Origin of the sequence: Marivita sp. GX14005 (genome assembly GCF_023370775.1) — a bacterium.
Lineage (GTDB): Bacteria > Pseudomonadota > Alphaproteobacteria > Rhodobacterales > Rhodobacteraceae > Marivita.
In genome coordinates this window covers 672,665-691,404 of the sequence record NZ_JAMCCQ010000002.1, presented here as the reverse complement: position 1 = coordinate 691,404, position 18,740 = coordinate 672,665, and the positions used below count along the sequence as shown (strand labels likewise).

Sequence of the window (18,740 nt, the reverse complement as noted above, 5' to 3'; positions counted from 1 at the left end):
CCGTTCAAAATCCAGTCCGGCGTCCCTTTGAAGCGGCCTGGCTATGGCCTAACCGGCTGCCGCCGACGCAATTCTCCGATACCCGGCCGTGCCGTGGTAAAACCCGTTGCTGAATGGCACATCGCCGCAAAGCTGCCGCATGCGCGCTTCCGCCTCGTCCAGAGCCTGATTTTTGTCCGCGACGGCACGAAACAGTTCGGCAACCGCGACCATATCGACATCCTGAGGCATGAGGCGCAGGTGGGTGACACCGTGCTGCGCAAGCTGTCCGATCTCCGGCAGGAGATCGACATAGCTTTCCGATTGAGTCTGGATCCCGTTGACCCGCAGGATGGGCCGGTCGTCGGTCGTGCGCAGGGGCATGCCGTCATCGTCCTCTTCACAGACGAATTGGCAATTGTCCTTGGTGCGGCCATGCGCGCGGGCGTGATAGCAGCGCGCGGAGACCGCCAGCGACGCGCGACCGAACACCTGAACTTCCACCCCGAGTCCCAGACCGCGCGCGGCCTGCGCCGCGACCGCGATGGATTGCGCGGGCAATTCGCCCGGCAGGCAAACATGGGTCGCGCCCTGCCCGGCCGTCCAGGCGATGGTCGCCTCGTTATAGGCGTTCATGAACGGCCCGATGCGATGCGCCCGCTTACCCCGCGCATAGAGCCCGGCGGCATTGTTGATCTCGATCTCGGGGCTGTCCATCGCGGCCAGATCCTCCGTCGCCTTGCGCTCGCGCCTGAGCATGACTTCGGCAAGGCTGGACAGAATCACCGTCTTGCCCGCGCGCTCCAGCCGTTCGATGGTGGCGGGCAGATCGGCCTCGTGAAACGGAGCGCGTTTCGAGCAGATGACCTCGCCGAGATACACCTCATCGACCGGCGCTTCATCGGCGATGCGCGCATAGAAATCGCGCCGTCTTTCTGCGGACCAGTGATAAGCGATCGGGCCCAGTGTCAGTTTCGTCATGTTTTACCGCCATTTCTTCGTTTCGAACGCGCCTTGCGTCTGTTTCTGCCCTTCGGTCAGCGCAACGAGATCGGCCATGTCTGCCGGTCGGCCGGCGCGGATGTCGTCCACCGCCTTGCGGAATGCCGTCACGACCCCGCGCACATAGCTCTTGGAGCGTTGCCGCCCCTCGATCTTGAACGCATGCACACCCGCGTCGATCAGTTCGGGCAGAAGCCGCGACAGGTTGAGGCTCACCGGCTCCTCGAAGGCATAATAGCCTTCCTTGCGATGCGGCGCGGTATAGCGGCCCTTGCAGATCGTCGGGTAGCCCGCCTTTTCCTCGGCGCCGAAGCAATCGATGGTGAACCCGGCCAGTTGCGAGGACATAGAGCCGTTCTCATGCCGTTGGTATTGCACGTCGGACGCCGGAGAGCAGACGCCATCCATATTCGTCGATTGTCCGGTCAGGTAGTTGGTCAGGCTGCAGCGCCCTTCGACCATAAGCCCGTGGTTGCCAAAGATGAACGTTTCGATCTCGCAAGGGATTTCCGTGCGGATCTGGCGGATCTCGGGGATCGTCAGGATGCGGGGAAGCACCACGCGCTTGACGCCGAAATTCTCGCAATAATAGCGGATCGCCTCGGGGCTGGACGCGGCGGCCTGCACCGACAGGTGCAGCCGAACCTGCGGATGGGTGCGCGCGATGTAATCGGCGACCCCCATATCGGCCACGATGAAGGCATCGACGCCGAACCGCGCCCCGGCATCGGCGGCCTGCCGCCACAGATCCACCTGGCCTGCCGGAGGATAGGTATTGAGCGCCAGAAGCACGTTCGTTCCCTTCGCATGGGCATAGGCGACAGCGGCCTGCATCTCATCCGGCGTGAAATTCAGCCCCGGAAAGTTGCGCGCATTGGTGGCGTCTTGGAAACCGCAATAGACGGCATCGGCGCCAGCATCGACGGCGGTGCGCAGCGCCGCTGGCGTTCCGGCGGGACAGATCAGTTCGGCAAGGCTCATCGGGCGGGGTGTCCTTCATTATCGTTCGTATAGGTCTTGCGCAGCCGCGCCAGGATCGCGCGTCCGGGCGGGCCGAACATCTCTGCGGTTTCTTCCGCGATGGAGCCGTCCACGTCATCGAGCGCATTGCGCAAGCGCACCACGGCCTCGGTGTCGCCGGACACGTCCAGATCGCGCGAGAAGAACGCGGCATCGCCATCCTCTTCGGAATCCACGAGTTCGAGCAGCAACAGGAACTTCCCCCGGATCGTCGCCCCGGCCGGCGGGGCATCGGCGCGCGGAACGGCACGGAACACCAGCGCTTCCGGGTCGGGCCGCAAATGCAGCGCGAAAGGCAACTCGATCGGATCGATCAGGAAATCTGTCGTCTGATGCGGCCCGAGCCGCGCGAAAAGCGATGGATGCCGCTCAGCGATACGGCGAACGACGCGCGACAGGATCGGCTGGACAACCGTGCAGGCGAGCCGCGACAGGACGGGGCTCGCGCGGCGCGGGGCGGTCGGAATGGGATCGGCGTTCAGGCTCATATTGGTTACCGGTAATATTCTGGAATGGGCGCTGCGCGGTTGCGCAGCCGAAAAGCGTGCTGGTCAGGCGCGCATCCGCGACCTTCGTTCAGGACGGCTCCTGCAAACGCGGGAAAAGCACGTGGTTTTCAAGGTGGCGATGCTCATCGAGATCTTCGGCCAGCTTGCCGAGCCCCGAATAAAGCCGCCTCCAGGACCGGCAGGCGCCGGCGGGCAACCGCAAGCCATGCGTGATCGCTGCAATCCGGTTTAGCGCGGCTTCCTGCGCGTCGTGATCGTCGCGCAGCGCCCCGAGCCGCTCATTCGGCACGGCCGAGGTATCGCCGGCAAATGCCGCGAAGACTTCCGCTTCCTCAGCCCGCATATGCGCTTCAAGCTCCGCAACGATCGTTTCGAGCGCCTTTGTCAGACCGTGCGGTGCGTGGATATCTTCGGCATGCATGGCCTCCACCTTGCGCGCCAGCGCGATCAATTCGGGCAGTTCGCGCCGGTGTGTCTCGTGATAGCGCGTCCGGATATGATCGATCAATGCATCGGTAGGGATTTGCGCATCTCCGGGATCATCCGTCATCGTCATTGTGTTTCATCCTCCAGTTGCGAGTGCCGGCCTCCCGCCGCCCGGTCCATGCGCGCGCCCACAGCCGCCAGGCACCATTCGAAGATCGCCGCTTCGGTCGGCGCAAGCGGCTCTGCCAGTTCTCCGGCGAACCGCAGGAAGCCTTCGCGATGCGCCGCGGACAAGCCGACAAGCACCGGAATATCACGGCCCATCGCCTCTGCGATCAGCGCGCGGAACCCCCGCCCTTCCGTCTCGCTCAGCCCGAACTTGTTGATCACCACCAGATCGGCGCCGTTGGTCTCCAGCCGCGCCGACGCGATCCCGACCGCCTCTTCGAGCGCGCCGGCATCCATGCGGCACGCGGTAGACCCTGCCCCGAGATCCTGCGTGATCCGAACCACCGGCCCGCCCGGCAAAAGCGTCAGCGCACAGTCGCATTCGCCCTGCGGCGCATCCGCCCGCAGCGCCCCGACAACGCGCGTGCCGCTTTCCTGCAACCGCGGGACGACGCAATTGAGAAGTCGATCCGTCTCGCCCCGCTCCTCAGCCAAAACCGTCGCAAGCCGCATATTGGTCTCCCTGATATCGTTGAAGAAAAGAGCCGGCGTGGCAGCAGCGCCAGGACGCGCCCGGCTCGGTCTTGTCAGTCTCGCTCATGACGCGTTCCGGCAGCGCTTGGCCGCCGATCCAGAATTGGTACTCTTTTTACCGATTAAATCCACCCGGCCACAGCTTCAAACCAGAAATCCCAACTGGGACCTTACGCCTCACCCCACAGGCGCGGCCCTGGGCTCAGATTCAACCTTCTCGCAAAGCGCAATCGATGGTGGGGTGCGGCTCGGATCGGGAATTAGGAGGATGGTGGCGGTGGGAGTGTAACGAATACCGAACTCTCTCCGTTCTTGGCGGGTACAATTTTGATTGCTGGCACCTTTCCGCTTCGATAGCGTGTGAGCAGCCCAGAAATTGGGCGCGCACAGTTCGCGTGCGCGCGGGGCTGGACGGGAGCGCAATGTGGACAGGGACAAGGCTGAACTTCGCTGGGGGATCGAGCAGCGGCTCGAGTTCATCGAATTCCGCCTGTTCTGGGAGGGGCACGTCAACCGCATCGACGTGATGCAGCAGTTCGGCGTTTCGGTGAACCAGGCATCCTCGGACCTGAATCGCTACATCGCGCTGGCGCCGGACAACATGTTCTACGACAAGAGCGCGCGCACCTATGTCCGCGGCCCGGACTTCGACTGCAAGTTCCGCCCGCCAGACGCAGCGCATTACCTCGCCCAGCTCCGCCTGGTTGCCGACGATGTGCTGGAGCGCGACGACTGCTGGATCCCTGACCTGCCACCCTATGCATCTGCCCCGACGCCTGTGCGGGGCGTCGATCCGGTGACGCTCCGTTCGGTCGTCGGCGCCATCCGCCGGTCCGAGGCGATCGAGGTGAAGTATCAGTCCCTCTCCAGCTTCGAGCCGCGCTGGCGCTGGATCGCTCCGCACGCCATCGGGTTCGACGGGTTCCGCTGGCATACGCGGGCGTTCTGCCTGACAGACGATTGCTTCAAGGACTTCCTCCTCTCACGGATGCTGGAGATCCGCGGATCGCGTGAGAGCGAAGCGTCGGCCGACGATGATAGTGACTGGCATTCCGAGGTCACGCTGGAGGTCGGTCCCCACCCCGCACTGTCGGAAACTCAGGCAAAGGTCATCGCGCTCGACTACGGGATGCGTGGCGGCAAGGCGAAGATCAAGGTCCGGCGCGCGCTGCTTTACTACGCGCTCAGGCGTCTGGGGCTTGATACTGATCCCGGCGCGAGGAAGCCGCAGGACCAGCAGATCGTGCTTCTCAACAGGGAGGTCATTCATGAAGATCATGGATAGACTGTCCCGCATCCTCGGCAGTCGCGACCAGGCGAAGAGCGAACCGGAAAGCCATGTTCTTGGGCCTTTCGAGATCCGGCTGATCGCCGAAGGGATGCTCGAGAGGCTTGCCGAATTTGCGGCATCTTCTCGCCTCCACGCCGCCGACGCGAAAGGAGATACACCGCTCCACCTTGCCGCGCGCATGGGCAATCTGGCCGTCTGCGATCTCTTCATTCGGTCAGGTGCCGACCCCGCCGCACTGAACCACGACCGACAGACACCTGCGGATGTGGCATTTGCCGAAGGTCACGGTCTCGCCGCGCAGCTTCTGTCTTCGCTTGTTGCGGGGTCTACGGAGACGGAAACAGAGACGGTTGGCGAGCGCGAGGTTCCACCCGGGGTCGAGACTGTCGTTGCCGCGCCCGACTCAGTTCCAGAGCACCGTATCGCCGGGGTTCAGGAAACTGAGCCAGCAGATGGAGATGCCGACGCGGATAGGGCTGACGACCTGGATGACCTGCTGACTTTCGAAGCTGAGGCAGAACCAGAGGAATTCTTCGATCAGTACGCGGGCGATACGGCATCGGGGACATTCGTAGCGCTCATCAGTTCGTCACCAGTGGTTTCGGATAACGAGGACGGTGATTGGGATCTCGACCTTTCAGCTGCGCCGATTGCTGGAGAAGGCATCGGCTCCAGCGCTGCGGTGACGGCCGATCATGGTGCAGAGAACGACTTCCTGAAAGTCCGGACCCGCGGCCGGCAATCGGTCAAACGCGCTGTCGTCCAGACCGGCACGCGGATGTCGATCGACCCGGAGCTCTGCTTCACCTGGGCAGAGGAGATTCTGGCAAAGGGTCGGTGCTCCCTCGACGATATCGACCACTTGGTCGTCCATTGCGAAGGGAATGGTGATCTCGAGGAACTGCGTATCAATCTCCAGCGCAACCTCGAAGCAGCGGGCTTCGATTTCACTCAGGCGACGGGGCATGATGTCGAACTCTGGGACGCCGTCTCGGACACATCGTCCGATGACCTTGCTGACGCGATAGAGGCAGCCCTTACGCGTCGAACGCTGCTTCCCGGCACAAAGCGCTTCGTCATGGATAAGTCGGAAGAGCTGCAGTTGCTGGAGCCCATGATGCGGGCCAAGCAGGAACTCCAGCTGGGCATCTTGGCCTCCGAGACCGCCGTCGAAACAATCCTCGACGTCATGGACCGCATCCGCGACGGTTCACGAGACCCCGGCTCGGTCTCCCTGAGAACGATCATTCCTTCACGCCCGGGTCATGCGGAGACGTCTCAAGTAATGGCCGCCGCGGACACCCTGAGGTCGTGGCACACTACTGGCCGTGTGATGGATGGCAAACGACGAAGAGAGGCACTTGCTGCGCTCGAGGCATTGGATCTCTCGCTCGCATTTCACAAGGAGTTGGTCCGTAGACTGGAACAGTTCCCAGCGTGCCAAGCCGAGGCCAGTCAGCTGGAAGCCGAAATACTGATTTCCGAATCTGCTACCGAGCACCTAATCCGCGAGCATCTGCCTTACGTGCGGCGGTTTGCCTCGCGGAACGTGGAGGAAGGCGAGGATCCAGAGGACGTGTTCCAGGTGGCGTTCATGGGTCTGCAGCGTTCCACAAGGCGATTTGATCCCGAGCGTGGTTATCGCTTCCTCATCTACGCCACTTACTGGATGCGACAGGCCATTACGCGATGGCGTTCTGATGAAGGCGCGGCGATCCGCATCCCAGTGCATCGGAACGAGAAGATCACCAAGCTCGATCGCGCGCTCGAGCGGCTGGATGTTCGGGTCGGTGGCGGCGTCTCCGACCTCGAACTCGCCGAAGAGCTCGAATGGACAATCGACGAGGTCAGACAGTTCCGCGGCATCCCACGTGAAGCCGAATATCCCGCAAGCCTTGACGACTGGGACAACCTGCTGCCCGAGCCTTCAGAAGTGGATGTCTTCGACCAGGCAGAAACCGAAAGGATCGTGACAGAAGCGCTGGCTGATCTGCCGGAACGTCAGGCTGATGTGATCCGGATGCGCTTTGGTATAGGGCGCGAGACCGACATGACCCTCGAGGAAATCGGTCAGATCTACGGCGTGACGCGCGAGCGCATTCGTCAGATCGAAGCGAAGGGCCTTGATCGACTTTCCCATCCGGGCCGCAAGCGTAGGCTCCGCGAATTGTTGGGGATGTGACGGGATGGGTGTAAGAAATGCTCCTCCTCATGCCGGGTCGATGCTCGAGTCCCTTCGTGGACTCGGCTATGCGCCTCCCACCGCACTTGCCGATCTGGTCGACAATTCCATCGCCGCAAATGCCCGCGACGTCGCCGTTCATCTTGAGTGGGCCGGTCCAGATAGCTGGGTAAGTATCGTCGATGACGGCGACGGCATGGACGACGCGGCTCTGGAGACGGGCATGCGTCTTGGCGCTCGCGATCCGAGGGCTGAACGCGCCGCCACCGACCTCGGGCGCTTCGGGCTCGGCTTGAAGACGGCCAGCTTCTCTCAGGCCCGTCGCCTCACCGTCGCCAGTCGGAAGGAAGGTGGACCGGTCGTCTGCCTGCGCTGGGACCTCGATCTCATCGGTCAAGAACCCGGGGCAGACTGGCCGCTCTTCGAGGGACCGGCGCCGGGATCAGAGCATCTGCTCGCGCCGCTTGATCAGATGGCCCACGGCACCGTCGTACTCTGGGAGAAACTGGACCGTATCGTGACGGATGGCTTCGTGGCCACCGACATGATCGAGCTCGCGGATCGCGTGGAGGCGCATCTTGCGATGACCTTCCATCGCCTCATCGATGGCCAACAGCCTATTCTGCGCCTCTCGCTCAATGGCAGAGGGTTGAAGCCTTGGGATCCGTACCTCATCGGTCATCCCGGCAAGGCGCTCGAAAGTCCGGAGTATCGGATCCTCCACACCACCGGTGTGACCGTGCAATGCCACGTCCTTCCGCATCGCGACATGCTCAAACCTGCCGAGCAGGAAGCGGCGGCGGGGCCCGGGGGATGGACGCAGCAGGAGGGCTTCTACGTCTACCGCAACAAGCGTCTCCTTCTCGCTGGGGGGTGGCTTGGCCTCGGCGATGGCGGCAAACCATGGCCGCGCGATGAAGCTCACAGGCTCGCACGTATTCGGCTCGACATACCGAACAGCGCGGATGCCGATTGGAAGATCAATGTCCTGAAATCGACGGCCAGCCCCCCGGTGCGTCTGCGATCCCAGCTTCATCGTCTCGCAACAGAAACACGCGACACGGCGCGGCGGGTCTTCGCCCACCGCGGACACGTGATCCCGGCCTCAGGCACGCGCCCGAACGCAGTCGCCGAAGCATGGCAAGCGCGGCGTTCGGCACAAGGAACGTCTTACCGGATCGCTCGTGACCATGATCTTGTCGCCTCGATCCTCGATCGCGCCGGTCCACTCAAGTCCGACATCCTCGCTCTTCTGAGGCTTATCGAAGAGACAGTGCCCGTGCAGCGTATCTGGCTGGATACGGCGGAAGACAAGGAGACGCCGAGAACTGGCTTCACCGGAGCGGCCGAGAACGAGGTGATGGAGACCCTGTCCTCGATGTTTGAAGCACTGGTGAAGTTCCGCGGGCTCAGCCCGACCGAGGCACGCGAGCGGCTCGGTCGCACGCCCCCATTCGACCGGCACCTCGACCTGGTTGCAGCCCTTGAAGCGAAAGACACGCAATGACGATTTCAAACCAGAAGGCCTTCGATTCAATCCTTTCCATGGCCCAGAACATGCTCCGCCTTGCTGCGGAACGCGCTCAGAGCCCTGTCACTCCGGAAATGATCGAGAAGGAGCTGACCAAGCTGTCGATCATGATGGAGGACGATTTCGCCCTTGTTGATAGGGACGCGCTCGTTGACGAGCTGATCCGCCGTTCAAGCCGCACTGTGGGCGAGAACGCAACCCTGTCGAGCGGTGAGGATCATGTCGCCTGGCTTGATGCAGAAAGGAAGAAGGGCTGGACCTATTGGCAGCGTTACTCGGAGTACATGGAAGCGCGGATCCCCTGGACGGCCCTAGATGCTCTCGATGTCGCCACTGACGAAGTCCTTTCGCAGCTCGAGGACCCGACACGGGAAGGCGCCTGGGATCGTCGCGGACTGGTCGTGGGCCACGTCCAATCGGGGAAGACAGGCAACTATACCGGACTGATCTGCAAGGCCGCCGACGCAGGTTACAAAATCATCATCGTGCTCGCCGGCCTGCACAACAACCTGAGAGCACAGACCCAGATCCGCCTGGACGAGGGGTTTCTCGGTTTTGCCACCATCGCGGATGCTGACGAGCTCCCAGCAGTGGGGGTCGGACTGATCGACAAGGACATGTCGGTCCGTCCCAATGCTGCAACGAATCGGAGCGACAAGGGCGACTTCAACACGGCAGTTGCCGCGAAGATGAACATCAGCCCGGAACAGCGACCGTGGTTGTTCGTGGTCAAGAAGAACAAGACGGTGCTCGAGCGCCTGCTGCACTGGATCCGCAACCGTGTGGCCAATCACGTCGACCCAGAAACAGGGCGCAAACTCGTCACCAACCTGCCTCTCATGGTGATCGACGACGAGTCCGATCACGGATCTGTCGACACCGGTGAAGATGTCGTGGACGAGTTCGGCAACCCGGATCTCGAACACGAGCCCAAGACGATCAACAGGTTGATCCGGTCGATCCTCCACCATTTCTCGCGGAAGGCCTATGTCGGTTACACGGCGACACCCTTTGCGAACATCTTCATTCATGACCGCGGGGAGACTCAGGAACACGGACCGGACCTCTTCCCCGCAGCCTTCATCACCAGCCTTGCGGCGCCATCGAATTATGTCGGACCGGGCCGTGTCTTCGGATCAGCTTCCAGCACGCCGGAAGACCTGCCTCTGGTGCGCCCGCTTTCGGACGATGAGTTCCAGCCGTGGATGCCGCCACGACACAAGAACGGCTACCGGCCGCGATGGCATGGGGAGGACCGTGTGCCGGACTCGCTCGCAGAAGCGATCCGCTCCTTCGTCTATGCCTGTGCCGTGAGGAAGCTGCGCGGACAGGGCAGCAAACACTCCTCGATGCTCATCCACGTTACCCGCTTCACCTCGGTACAGAATGCTGTCGTCAACCAAGTCGCAGAGTACGTGCGAGATCTTAAGGGCCGCTACACACGCGGCATCGAGCTCGACAACCTCGAGGCGTCCATGCGCACGGAGTATGAGGAAACCTTTCTGCCGGGGATGCAGCGTATCCGTTCCGCCCTCGTCGAAGACGAAGCGCTGGAGGACTTCTCGTGGGCCGACATTCGCGCCGTCCTCCCAGACGTGCTGTCCGACATTCGCGTCCGCGAGATAAACGGCACGGCCAAGGACGCACTCGACTACGCCGACAATGATGGCACCGGCCTCAAGGTGATTGCCATCGGCGGCGACAAGCTGGCGCGCGGTCTGACGCTGGAGGGTCTCTGCACAAGTTACTTCCTTCGGACCGCGCGCATGTACGACACACTGATGCAGATGGGGCGCTGGTTCGGCTACCGCGACGGCTACCTTGATGTCTGCCGCCTCTACACGTCGCAGGAAATGGTGGAGTGGTTCGGCCATATCGCCGATGCCGCCGAAGAGTTGCGCCAGGAGTTCGACAACATGGTCGCGGCCGGCGCCACGCCAAAACAGTTCGGTCTGCGGGTGAAATCGCATTCGGTGCTGACGGTGACCTCTCGGGCCAAGATGAGAAACGCTCGAGCGATGCAGCTGACCTATTCGGGCGACCTTCTGCAAACTATCGTGTTCCCCAACCGCAAGGACGACATCACGGCGAACTTCAAGGCCACGGATCGGTTCATCGACGCACTCGGTCCATCGACGGATCTGAATGATCAGCATTTCGTTCCACAAGGCCAGAAGTGGAACGGTCACCTTTGGCGAGATGTGCCGGCCCTGAGCGTCATCTCGTTCCTGCGGGATTACAGAACCCACCCTGCCAGTTTCCGGATCATGAGTCCGCTGATTGCGGACTTCATCGAGGAGATGAACAAGGATAGCGAGCTCACGAGCTGGACAGTTGCGCTGATCGGAAAGGATACGGGCCCGGACGACAAGTACCGCAAGGTCGGCGGCTCTTCGGTCAACATGCTGAAGCGGAGGAGAACGACCGAACATGCAGATCGATATTCTATCAAGACCCTCATCTCGCCTCGCGATCAGGCCATCGATCTGACGGAAGCAGAATGGAAGGCTGCGCTCGACCTCAGCCAGAAAACGTGGCGCAACGATACAGATCGCAATGAGGGCAAGGAGCCTCCGTCAGAGCCGAGAGGTCCGCAGATCCGTCATATTCTCGGGGAAGGAGACACCGAAGCAGGCGTTCGGGCGCGCCGGGAGCGTGGTCTCCTGATGCTCTATCTGCTCGATCCCGAGGGTGCCGAGGTCGAAGAGCTAAAGGATGCCGATCCCGTCGTCGCCTGGGCAATCAGTTTTCCGTCAAGCAACTCCGAGAGAAGGGTCTCCAATTCGAGGTACATCGCCAACAGCGTACTGTGGGGAGGCCTCAATGAGTGGGTGGACTGAAGAGGGAATTGCGCGTGCCTGGCGAGCGCTCGCGCGCCAGGAAGCGGCGGAAGACTGGCGATTTGTCCACCTCACTGGGATGGGCGCCGTCTCGGTTGAAGCAGGCTGTCACTTTCCGCTCGGTCGGGAAGCCCTGATCGTCTCCTTTCCCGGATCGTGGCCGGTCAATCCGGCGCGGCTGCCCGAAGGCAAGGGTTTCGACGTCTCCTGCATCGAGGGTCAAACCGTGTTCGCGGGCAAGACGGCGATCGCCCTCGTGAGGCGGCCAGAGGGCTCACCCGACATCTTCGCCATAATGGTCGTGGATGTCTTGAGAACGCTGGAGACTGCAGCCAACAGCGCGAGCCGCGACGTTGTGGAGGCCTTCCTCGAACGGGTCAGGGAATGGCAGGCTTTCATGGCCCGAACGCACCGTCCTCTTTCGTCCGATGCGCAGATCGGCCTGCTCGGCGAACTCTGGATGCTCAGGCTGCTCACGGACACTTCCCTCGGAGCTGGTGCTCTCGACTGCTGGCAGGGGCCGTTGCGGGCTGCACAGGACTTCCACGTTCGGGGTGGCGCGATAGAGGTGAAGAGCACGGTCCGGACCGGCAGCTTCCTCGCGCGGATCAACAGCATCGAACAGCTGGATGGTGACCGGGCGCCCAACTTCCTGTGCGCCTTTCGCTTCGAGGAGAATACCGATGGGGTCTCGCTCGTCGGTCTTGTGACTGAACTCCGAGAAAGGTTCGGACTGGCTGGAGTGCAACGCGGGTTCGAAGCACTGCTCATGGTGATGGGGTACCTCGACGAGCATGCAGCGCTCTACGGGCGCACACTTACATTGAAGGACGCAAGGGCGTTCCGCGCGGAAGGTGACATGCCGCGTCTCACGCGCGCAGCGCTTCCAGCTGCCATCCGCTCAGCTGCCTATGTGCTCGACCTCGACGCGCTCGAAGTTCCCTCGATCGGACTTTCGGAGCTGATCAACGAATTTGGACTGGATTGACATGAGCCTCGATGATTTTCACCGCAACTTTCGTTCCGATCTGCAGACCATCATCGCCGAGCGCGTAGAGGCCGGCGAAGGCCCATTTCCTTCGGATGAGCTCGTTTTTGCGGAAATGGTCATGGAGCATGTTGCAGAAACCGGTATCTGCGAGGCACCAACCGTTTGCCACTGGAGCGGCAAGGTCGGCAACGCGAAACTCCGCATTACAGGCTATGCGCTCAGCTCCGATGAAACGGCTCTCGACCTCTTCGTGACCCACTATTTCGGGACCGAAGAACTGAACGATCTCAGGGACTCGGATGCCACCGCAACCGCAAGCGAAGGCGTTCGCTTTCTGTTTCGAGCGGCAAGCGGCAACCTCGATGCAAGGATCGATCCGACGCATCCGGTCAGGGATCTGGTTGCGACCATTCGTTCTCGCTGGGGCGAGATCGACCGACTTCGTGTGTTCGTGATCACCGATGGCAAGACCAAGACCAAGCGGTTCTCGAACAAAGAGGTTCACCAGAAGATGGTGGCTGTCGAGGCCATGGATATGGAGAGGCTGTTCCGCCACACCGAGGGCAAACCGCGAGACGAACTGGCCGTAAGTTTCGTCCAGTCGATCGGTCGGGCGCTTCCCTGCGTACATGTCCCAGACCCTGACGCTGACTACGAGTATGCCCTAACCGCCATTCCCGGGCAGCTCATTCGGGATCTCTATCTGCGCTACGGGACGACGCTGCTCGAAGCCAATATTCGCACCTTTCTGGGAAACAAGCGCGCGGTCAACAAGGGCATCGTCGAAACACTGCGAAAGGAACCGGAGCACTTCCTCGCCTTCAACAATGGCCTCGTGCTTGTCTGCGACGACGCGGCCTTCGAGCGGACCGACGACGGGAATCTGGGCCTGTCCTTCCTGAAAGGTCTGCAGATCGTGAACGGCGGCCAGACGACCTCGACCATCTACTTCTCATCCCGCGATGATCGCACGATCGATCTAAGCCATGTCATGGTCCCGGCCAAGATCATCATCCTCAAGGGATCGCAGGACGAAGCGCGCGAGAGACTGATCAGCAACGTTTCACGGTATGCGAACAGTCAAAACGCGGTGAAGATGTCCGACCTGTCGGCAAACCGCCCGTTCCATCGAGAGCTTGAGAAACTCGCGAACGACACGTGGTGCCCCGACGGTGCAACGCGATGGTTCTACGAGCGCGCAGCTGGCGCCTACAACGTCATGCTGCTGAGGGAAGGCACCACGCCCGCGAAGAGGCGGAACCTGAAGGAGATGATCCCGCCGAAACGCAAGCTGACCAAGAACGACATCGCCAAGTACCATGAAGCGTGGCGCTGCAAGCCGAACCAGGTCGCCATGGCTGGCGAGAAAAACTTCGCGGCCTTCATGGCTGCTCTCGATGACGATCCGACCATTGTCCCAAGCCCGCTCGATGCCCGCTGGTATCGGGCGATGATCGCCAAGGTCATTCTGTTCAAGGCGATCGAGAGCATGATCAAGACGAAGGAGGCGAAAGAGGTGTTCCGCCAGGGATGGGTCAACATCGCGACTTACGTTGTATCGGTGGTTGCCGATCGACTTGGTGACAGGCTCGACCTCGAGCAGATATGGATGCGGCAAGGGATTTCGGGTGGTTTGCGGGACCTGCTCTGGGACTGGGCAGTGATCGTGAACGCCGAATTCAACAGGATCGCTCCGGGTCAGCAGATTTCAGAAGTCGCGAAACGTGCGGACACCTGGGCAAAGGTCAGAGCGGCTGACTACCCGCCTCATTCGTTGTCTATTCCTGAGATCAAGTCTCTCTGAATCGAAGGCGGCGCACTAGCATGCCAGAATCGAAGCAGGATTTGTTAAAGTTTTGTGGTCCGACGGAATACTCCCTAAGGAATCTCGCAGACGGTGTGATCTATTGTCAGCACTATTCAGCCTATAATGACCCGTTTGAGTTCTGGAGCAACATCTACGAGGGAATTCCCGACGCTTCGCGCGAACCTGAGCGCTTTGCGGCGGCGCTGAGGGCGTGGGGCATGGAAGGTTGTTCACCCGAGGACGAGGATGTGATTGCATACTTCAATGAATGCAAGGATTACCAACCACCATTCCAAGAGATGAGAGACGGAGTAAGAATTGCATGTTTTGGCTCGCAACGGGACAACCTGCTTATGTGGTCTCACTACGCAGACGGGCTTCGCGGATTTTGCATTGTCTTTGATGAGAACTTGGTCACCAAAGCCGAGCCAGAAGGTTATGTTGTGGACGTGGCCTACATCGATGCGCCACCAACTTTGGACAGCTTCGTCTACGCGATCGCTCGGGACCAAGACTGGTATCATCAGATGGCAATCGAGGAGACGGAAACACGAATCCAGCATTTGGGGAAGACGGACGAAATGAGCTGGATCCCAATTTACGAACAGGCTGGTGCAGTCGCGTTACGGCAGATGCAAGAGATATGGCAACTTGTCTTCGCTGCGAAGCCCACGGAATGGAAATATGAGGGAGAGCGACGTCTTCTGGTTCAATCGCCGCAGAGCGACACCGCACCGATCCTTCGGCCGTACCCTCGCGAGGCGATCAAGGAAGTCATTCTGGGAGAGCGCATGGTGGACCACTATCGAGTGCAAATTCTGGCCTTGATGAAGAAACGCTACCCTGGAGTTCCGCTGAGGACGGCTCGTCGTGCGAAAGGTGTTTACACTTTGGTTATCGATTAACCTACCTATTGCTAGCTCGAAGGCTTTCAAACACTAGGCGCGCGATCTGCTTTGCAAGGAACGGCGGCACGGCGTTTCCGACCTGGACATACTGCTGTGTCCGATTGCCGAGAAACAGGTAATCGTCGGGGAAGGTCTGCAGGCGGGCTGCCTCGCGCACGGTCAGGCTGCGGCACTGGATCGGATCGGGATGGATGAAGTAGTGGCCATCCTTGGAGATGTGGCTCGTGACCGTGGTCGATGCCTCGTCCGCCAGCTGAACCCGGAAGCGGTCATTGAACACACCGCTGTGCCAGTTGCGGTGATCGGGGCTGAGCACCAGAGGAAAATCGGCGGCCTTCGGGCTGTAGCCACGGACGGTCCCGAACACGGCAGCGAACAGGTAGCGACCCAGATCCGATGCCATGTGCCCGCGCGTCTCGTGCTGGGCGATCGCGCGAAGTTCGGGTCGCTCGATCCACTGCAGCAACTCATCGTTCGAAGTGCCGTAGCCGTCTGGCAACCGTGCCGCGGCCCGAACAATAGGCGGGTTTTCCTTCACTCGCTCCGAAACGGTCAGGAACGCTTCGCGGAGCGGACGTTTCTCCTTCCCCCTGGAGATGCCGGCCAGCAGCTTTGCGGCGTCGAGGACTTCTCCTCGCCAGGCAGCCGCGTCGTCGCGCCCGCGGCTGATGCCGCTTCGCAAGGCGGGCATCGTATCGATGACATCGCGGACGGTCCGCGCGATCCCCGATACAGCGATCTCCGCATCGGCTGCCTGTCCTGCGATGTCCGAACGGATGCCGACGATGATCACCCTGTGGCGACGCTGCGGGACTCCGAACGCCTCGGCGCGCACGATGAAATCCGAGGGCTGCGCCGCCTCCTGCAGGCTGGCCTTGCCATCCTCTACCCGGACGGCACGAAGTTCGTAGTGATGGGCGTGACCCGTGCCGAGCGAGGACAGATCCTCCATCAGCATCTCGAAGACAAGTCGGCTCTCGACTGTGGACGAAAGCATGCCCTTGACGTTTTCCATAACAAAGGCGGCCGGGCGAAGCTTGTCGAGGACCCGGATGTACTCCCGAAAGAGGTAGTGCCGCGCATCCTTCTCCGGGACGTAGCCGACCTTGCCTCTGGAGCGGACGCGCCCCACCAAGGAATAGGCCTGACAGGGCGGGCCGCCGATCAGGATCGTGTCGTCGTACTTTGCTTTCAGCGTCGCGATGGCGCCATCTATGGCGGTCGCCGCAGCCCCGGTGCCGAGCTCAAGCGCGCGGGCTTCGTCGATGGCATGCCGCCACGCTTCGGCATCGACGGCTGACCAGTCCGGTTCGGATGCCAGCCCGGCATGGAAATCGATGAACTCTTTCGGCAAGACGCCATGACGTGCACGGTACTCGCGCAGAAAGGCACGCAGTGTCAGGGTCCGATGGGCCGACGCCTCCTTCTCGACTGAAATGCCGATCCGGAACGGCGCATGGCCGTCCTCGACGAGGGAAGCGAACCCCTCGCCAAGTCCGCCCGGGCCGGCGAACAGATCGACAATACCGAAAGTGGAAGGCAAATAAGGCTCCTGACGAATTTCATTCAGCCGGTGTATACCAGGTTCAGGGACGAAAACCAGGACGGATGTGACCGATATTGTGGACCAGCAGACCCGTTCCCGGATGATGTCTGGGATCAGGGGAAAGAACACCAAGCCCGAGCTGGCCCTCAGGCGGGCATTGCACGCGCGCGGTTTCCGCTTCCGGCTTCATTCCGGCAAGGTTCACGGTCGACCGGACCTTGTCCTTCCGAAGCACCGGGCCGTGGTCTTCGTGCACGGCTGCTTCTGGCACCGACACCAAGGGTGCCGCTACGCGACCGTACCGGCAACCCGGCCGGAGTTCTGGCGGGCGAAGTTCGATGCGAACACCGCTCGAGACAGTGCCGTTCGCACAAGACTCCTCGAAGACGGGTGGCGCGTGGCGACGGTATGGGAGTGCGCCTTGCGGAAGCCGGAACAGGTAGAAGCCTCGACGGAAAGCCTGTCGATCTGGCTGCGAACAGAAGAACCTCAGATCGAGATTGGCGACAACAACGCACGTCGATCCTGAGCTGACCGCGCTGCGCTATCCACAGGCCCGCGCCTGGTCGCGCATGACGGCGTAATCGCTCAGCATTTCCGCGATCATTGATCCCTCCGGTAGCCGGGCCAGTTCCTCGGCCGCCCGCGCCTCGAACTCCCGGCCATACTCGACCACGGGCGGGCAAGTCGCGAGCCTGCCGTCCTCAGAACGAACCGTCCCGCAGCCGTTCAGCAAGCTCGTGGTGAGAGCGAGGACGGCGAGCCGCCGCTTCCAGCATCCGACGTTGGACGTCATTGGCCTTCTCCGTGGTTTCAAGGCGTTCGGCGAGGCGTCCCGCTCGCTCCCCGGAGCGCCGAAGCGAAAGCAGGAACAGGAGCACTGCCAGCGCGATGGCTCCGTAGCGCAGCGCCGCCCGCATCCATGGGCTCGTGGCGATCCCGGTGAGGAGCCCGCCGATCACCGCCGCCCCCGCTTCCAGTCGTCGAGCCGAGCGTAGATCGTGACCGCGATCCCGCCGAGAGCCACGGCGATGAACACCCAACGGAGCGTGTCGAGATATGGCACGAGCGGCAGGATGGCGGTCTGGGTATCGGCCAGGACGCTCTGCGCCACCTCGACGCCTGCCGCGCCCAGCGTCGCAACGCCGGCCGCGCCACCACCCTTCATGGTGCGGCTGTCGGCCAGCACTTCGCGCGCGGGCGGAGTCTCCGCTGCAAATGCGGTCGCCCGGATCGGGAACCGCTGGCCCCACTGACGGGCGGGCCCCAGGTCGACATGCATGAACCCCGAGCGCGGATAGAAACCGAAGCCGAGGAACCCGACCTCGCGCGCCGCCGCCTCGAACACCGCCGGGTCGTGGTTCGCCATGGCGATGTCGAAGGCGGCGCCGTCGAGGTGCTTGGAGCGGGTCGCGCCGCCGACGGCGCGGTTGTGCTCGGGGCTGCGGTAGGCCGAGCGGACGATGAGCGGCTTGCCCAATCGGTCGCGCAGCGACTGAAGCTTGTCGAGCGCGGGTTCGTTGACCAGCAGCTTGCCGGTGCCCCGGCAGGCGATCTCGGCCGGGCTGAAATTCCGCCAGCGCCATGCGCTCTCCGGAACGTCGCGCCAGTGGCTGTGGAAGGTCTTCGTCATGGGGGCCTCCGAAAACGAGAAACCCGCCTCGAGGGCGGGTGATTGCGGACTGATGAATGGGGATGGGGCGCGGCTACGGGCTGCCGCCGAAGATCTTGAGCTTGATGGCGATGCCCGCGAGCAGCGCCAGCATGACGCCGGTGGTGATCATGCGGACGGCGGTCTGCATCGCGGTGCGGCGCACCAGGCGGATGCAGTCGACGAGCGAGCGCAGATCGCGGATGTCGAGCGCGGCCTCGTCGCCGTCGAGGCCGACATCGGCGAGCGCGCGCTTCGCGCCTTCGTCCGCCGCCCGGATAAGGATCGCCTCGAACTCGGCGTCGGGCATGCGCACGAAGCCCTCGGATCGGGGTGGTGTCATCGGATCCTCCTT

General features: G+C 62.0%; 17 protein-coding genes. 8 read left to right on the top strand and 9 right to left on the bottom strand.

Annotated features, from left to right (window positions below; all coding sequences use genetic code 11):
* Nucleotides 1-48 precede the first annotated feature (48 nt).
* The 5 genes from ubiV to M3465_RS09630 all read right to left on the bottom strand — a co-directional run bounded on the left by ubiV (nucleotide 49) and on the right by M3465_RS09630 (nucleotide 3,617).
* The gene (ubiV, locus tag M3465_RS09650; RefSeq protein ID WP_249501510.1) at nucleotides 49-960 is read right to left on the bottom strand and encodes a ubiquinone anaerobic biosynthesis protein UbiV; all 912 of its coding nucleotides are present in this window, start codon (nucleotides 958-960) and stop codon (nucleotides 49-51) included.
* 3 nt (nucleotides 961-963) lie between these two features.
* The gene (gene ubiU, locus M3465_RS09645; protein ID WP_249501509.1) at nucleotides 964-1,962 is read right to left on the bottom strand and encodes a ubiquinone anaerobic biosynthesis protein UbiU; all 999 of its coding nucleotides are present in this window, start codon (nucleotides 1,960-1,962) and stop codon (nucleotides 964-966) included.
* A complete protein-coding gene (ubiT, locus tag M3465_RS09640) occupies nucleotides 1,959-2,489 on the bottom strand; it encodes a ubiquinone anaerobic biosynthesis accessory factor UbiT (RefSeq protein WP_249501508.1) in 531 nt (176 codons plus the stop codon). Before ubiT ends, ubiU begins: the two co-directional genes overlap by 4 nt.
* A gap of 88 nt (nucleotides 2,490-2,577) precedes the next feature.
* Nucleotides 2,578-3,066: a hemerythrin domain-containing protein gene (locus tag M3465_RS09635; protein ID WP_249501507.1), complete on the bottom strand. Its 489-nt coding sequence runs from the start codon at nucleotides 3,064-3,066 to the stop codon at nucleotides 2,578-2,580.
* Nucleotides 3,063-3,617, bottom strand: a complete 555-nt coding sequence (locus tag M3465_RS09630) for a DUF2478 domain-containing protein (RefSeq protein WP_249501506.1) — start codon at nucleotides 3,615-3,617, stop codon at nucleotides 3,063-3,065. Before M3465_RS09630 ends, M3465_RS09635 begins: the two co-directional genes overlap by 4 nt.
* 445 nt (nucleotides 3,618-4,062) lie before the next feature.
* Here M3465_RS09630 and M3465_RS09625 point away from each other — a divergent pair, with 445 nt between their 5' ends.
* From M3465_RS09625 to M3465_RS09595, 7 genes are read left to right on the top strand one after another with little or no spacing between them, the layout of a single operon-like run.
* Entirely contained in the window at nucleotides 4,063-4,923 is an 861-nt protein-coding gene (locus M3465_RS09625; protein WP_249501505.1) for a BrxR family helix-turn-helix transcriptional regulator, read from the top strand.
* The gene (locus M3465_RS09620; protein ID WP_249501504.1) at nucleotides 4,907-7,111 is read left to right on the top strand and encodes a sigma-70 family RNA polymerase sigma factor; all 2,205 of its coding nucleotides are present in this window, start codon (nucleotides 4,907-4,909) and stop codon (nucleotides 7,109-7,111) included. The genes M3465_RS09625 and M3465_RS09620 overlap by 17 nt, the downstream gene beginning before the upstream one ends.
* Nucleotides 7,112-7,151: 40 nt before the next feature.
* Nucleotides 7,152-8,618 carry an ATP-binding protein gene (locus M3465_RS09615; protein WP_249501503.1) on the top strand — a complete coding sequence of 489 codons (1,467 nt, stop codon included), beginning with the start codon at nucleotides 7,152-7,154 and terminating at the stop codon, nucleotides 8,616-8,618.
* Entirely contained in the window at nucleotides 8,615-11,482 is a 2,868-nt protein-coding gene (locus M3465_RS09610) for a Z1 domain-containing protein (protein WP_249501502.1), read from the top strand. The genes M3465_RS09615 and M3465_RS09610 overlap by 4 nt, the downstream gene beginning before the upstream one ends.
* Nucleotides 11,466-12,470 carry a PD-(D/E)XK motif protein gene (locus tag M3465_RS09605; RefSeq protein ID WP_249501501.1) on the top strand — a complete coding sequence of 335 codons (1,005 nt, stop codon included), beginning with the start codon at nucleotides 11,466-11,468 and terminating at the stop codon, nucleotides 12,468-12,470. The genes M3465_RS09610 and M3465_RS09605 overlap by 17 nt, the downstream gene beginning before the upstream one ends.
* Nucleotide 12,471: 1 nt before the next feature.
* The gene (locus tag M3465_RS09600) at nucleotides 12,472-14,277 is read left to right on the top strand and encodes an AIPR family protein (RefSeq protein WP_249501500.1); all 1,806 of its coding nucleotides are present in this window, start codon (nucleotides 12,472-12,474) and stop codon (nucleotides 14,275-14,277) included.
* Nucleotides 14,278-14,297: 20 nt separating this feature from the next.
* The gene (locus tag M3465_RS09595; RefSeq protein WP_249501499.1) at nucleotides 14,298-15,185 is read left to right on the top strand and encodes a DUF2971 domain-containing protein; all 888 of its coding nucleotides are present in this window, start codon (nucleotides 14,298-14,300) and stop codon (nucleotides 15,183-15,185) included.
* A gap of 1 nt (nucleotide 15,186) precedes the next feature.
* Here M3465_RS09595 and M3465_RS09590 read toward each other — a convergent pair whose 3' ends face one another.
* A complete protein-coding gene (locus tag M3465_RS09590; protein ID WP_249501498.1) occupies nucleotides 15,187-16,731 on the bottom strand; it encodes a DNA cytosine methyltransferase in 1,545 nt (514 codons plus the stop codon).
* Nucleotides 16,732-16,798: 67 nt separating this feature from the next.
* Between M3465_RS09590 and M3465_RS09585 the strand changes: the two genes are divergently transcribed.
* The gene (locus M3465_RS09585; protein ID WP_249501497.1) at nucleotides 16,799-17,263 is read left to right on the top strand and encodes a very short patch repair endonuclease; all 465 of its coding nucleotides are present in this window, start codon (nucleotides 16,799-16,801) and stop codon (nucleotides 17,261-17,263) included.
* A gap of 15 nt (nucleotides 17,264-17,278) precedes the next feature.
* On the opposite strand, the gene M3465_RS09580 is transcribed toward M3465_RS09585, so the two are convergent.
* The 3 genes from M3465_RS09580 to M3465_RS09565 form a co-directional block, all read right to left on the bottom strand.
* The gene (locus M3465_RS09580) at nucleotides 17,279-17,530 is read right to left on the bottom strand and encodes a hypothetical protein (protein WP_249501496.1); all 252 of its coding nucleotides are present in this window, start codon (nucleotides 17,528-17,530) and stop codon (nucleotides 17,279-17,281) included.
* 162 nt (nucleotides 17,531-17,692) lie between these two features.
* Nucleotides 17,693-18,367 carry a YcbK family protein gene (locus M3465_RS09570; protein ID WP_249501494.1) on the bottom strand — a complete coding sequence of 225 codons (675 nt, stop codon included), beginning with the start codon at nucleotides 18,365-18,367 and terminating at the stop codon, nucleotides 17,693-17,695.
* 73 nt (nucleotides 18,368-18,440) lie between these two features.
* Complete coding sequence (locus M3465_RS09565) at nucleotides 18,441-18,728, bottom strand: DUF6127 family protein (protein ID WP_249501493.1); 288 nt, start codon at nucleotides 18,726-18,728, stop codon at nucleotides 18,441-18,443.
* Nucleotides 18,729-18,740 lie beyond the last annotated feature (12 nt).

Coding starts and splice junctions, on each gene's coding strand:
- M3465_RS09570 (WP_249501494.1), bottom strand. CDS start 18,367: ATGACGAAGACCTTCCACAGCCACTGGCGCGACGTTCCGGAGAGCGCA.
- M3465_RS09630 (WP_249501506.1), bottom strand. CDS start 3,617: ATGCGGCTTGCGACGGTTTTGGCTGAGGAGCGGGGCGAGACGGATCGA.
- M3465_RS09605 (WP_249501501.1), top strand. CDS start 11,466: ATGAGTGGGTGGACTGAAGAGGGAATTGCGCGTGCCTGGCGAGCGCTC.
- M3465_RS09610 (WP_249501502.1), top strand. CDS start 8,615: ATGACGATTTCAAACCAGAAGGCCTTCGATTCAATCCTTTCCATGGCC.
- M3465_RS09600 (WP_249501500.1), top strand. CDS start 12,472: ATGAGCCTCGATGATTTTCACCGCAACTTTCGTTCCGATCTGCAGACC.
- ubiV (WP_249501510.1), bottom strand. CDS start 960: ATGACGAAACTGACACTGGGCCCGATCGCTTATCACTGGTCCGCAGAA.
- ubiT (WP_249501508.1), bottom strand. CDS start 2,489: ATGAGCCTGAACGCCGATCCCATTCCGACCGCCCCGCGCCGCGCGAGC.
- M3465_RS09595 (WP_249501499.1), top strand. CDS start 14,298: ATGCCAGAATCGAAGCAGGATTTGTTAAAGTTTTGTGGTCCGACGGAA.
- M3465_RS09565 (WP_249501493.1), bottom strand. CDS start 18,728: ATGACACCACCCCGATCCGAGGGCTTCGTGCGCATGCCCGACGCCGAG.
- M3465_RS09635 (WP_249501507.1), bottom strand. CDS start 3,066: ATGACGATGACGGATGATCCCGGAGATGCGCAAATCCCTACCGATGCA.
- M3465_RS09580 (WP_249501496.1), bottom strand. CDS start 17,530: ATGACGTCCAACGTCGGATGCTGGAAGCGGCGGCTCGCCGTCCTCGCT.
- ubiU (WP_249501509.1), bottom strand. CDS start 1,962: ATGAGCCTTGCCGAACTGATCTGTCCCGCCGGAACGCCAGCGGCGCTG.
- M3465_RS09615 (WP_249501503.1), top strand. CDS start 7,152: ATGCTCGAGTCCCTTCGTGGACTCGGCTATGCGCCTCCCACCGCACTT.
- M3465_RS09620 (WP_249501504.1), top strand. CDS start 4,907: ATGAAGATCATGGATAGACTGTCCCGCATCCTCGGCAGTCGCGACCAG.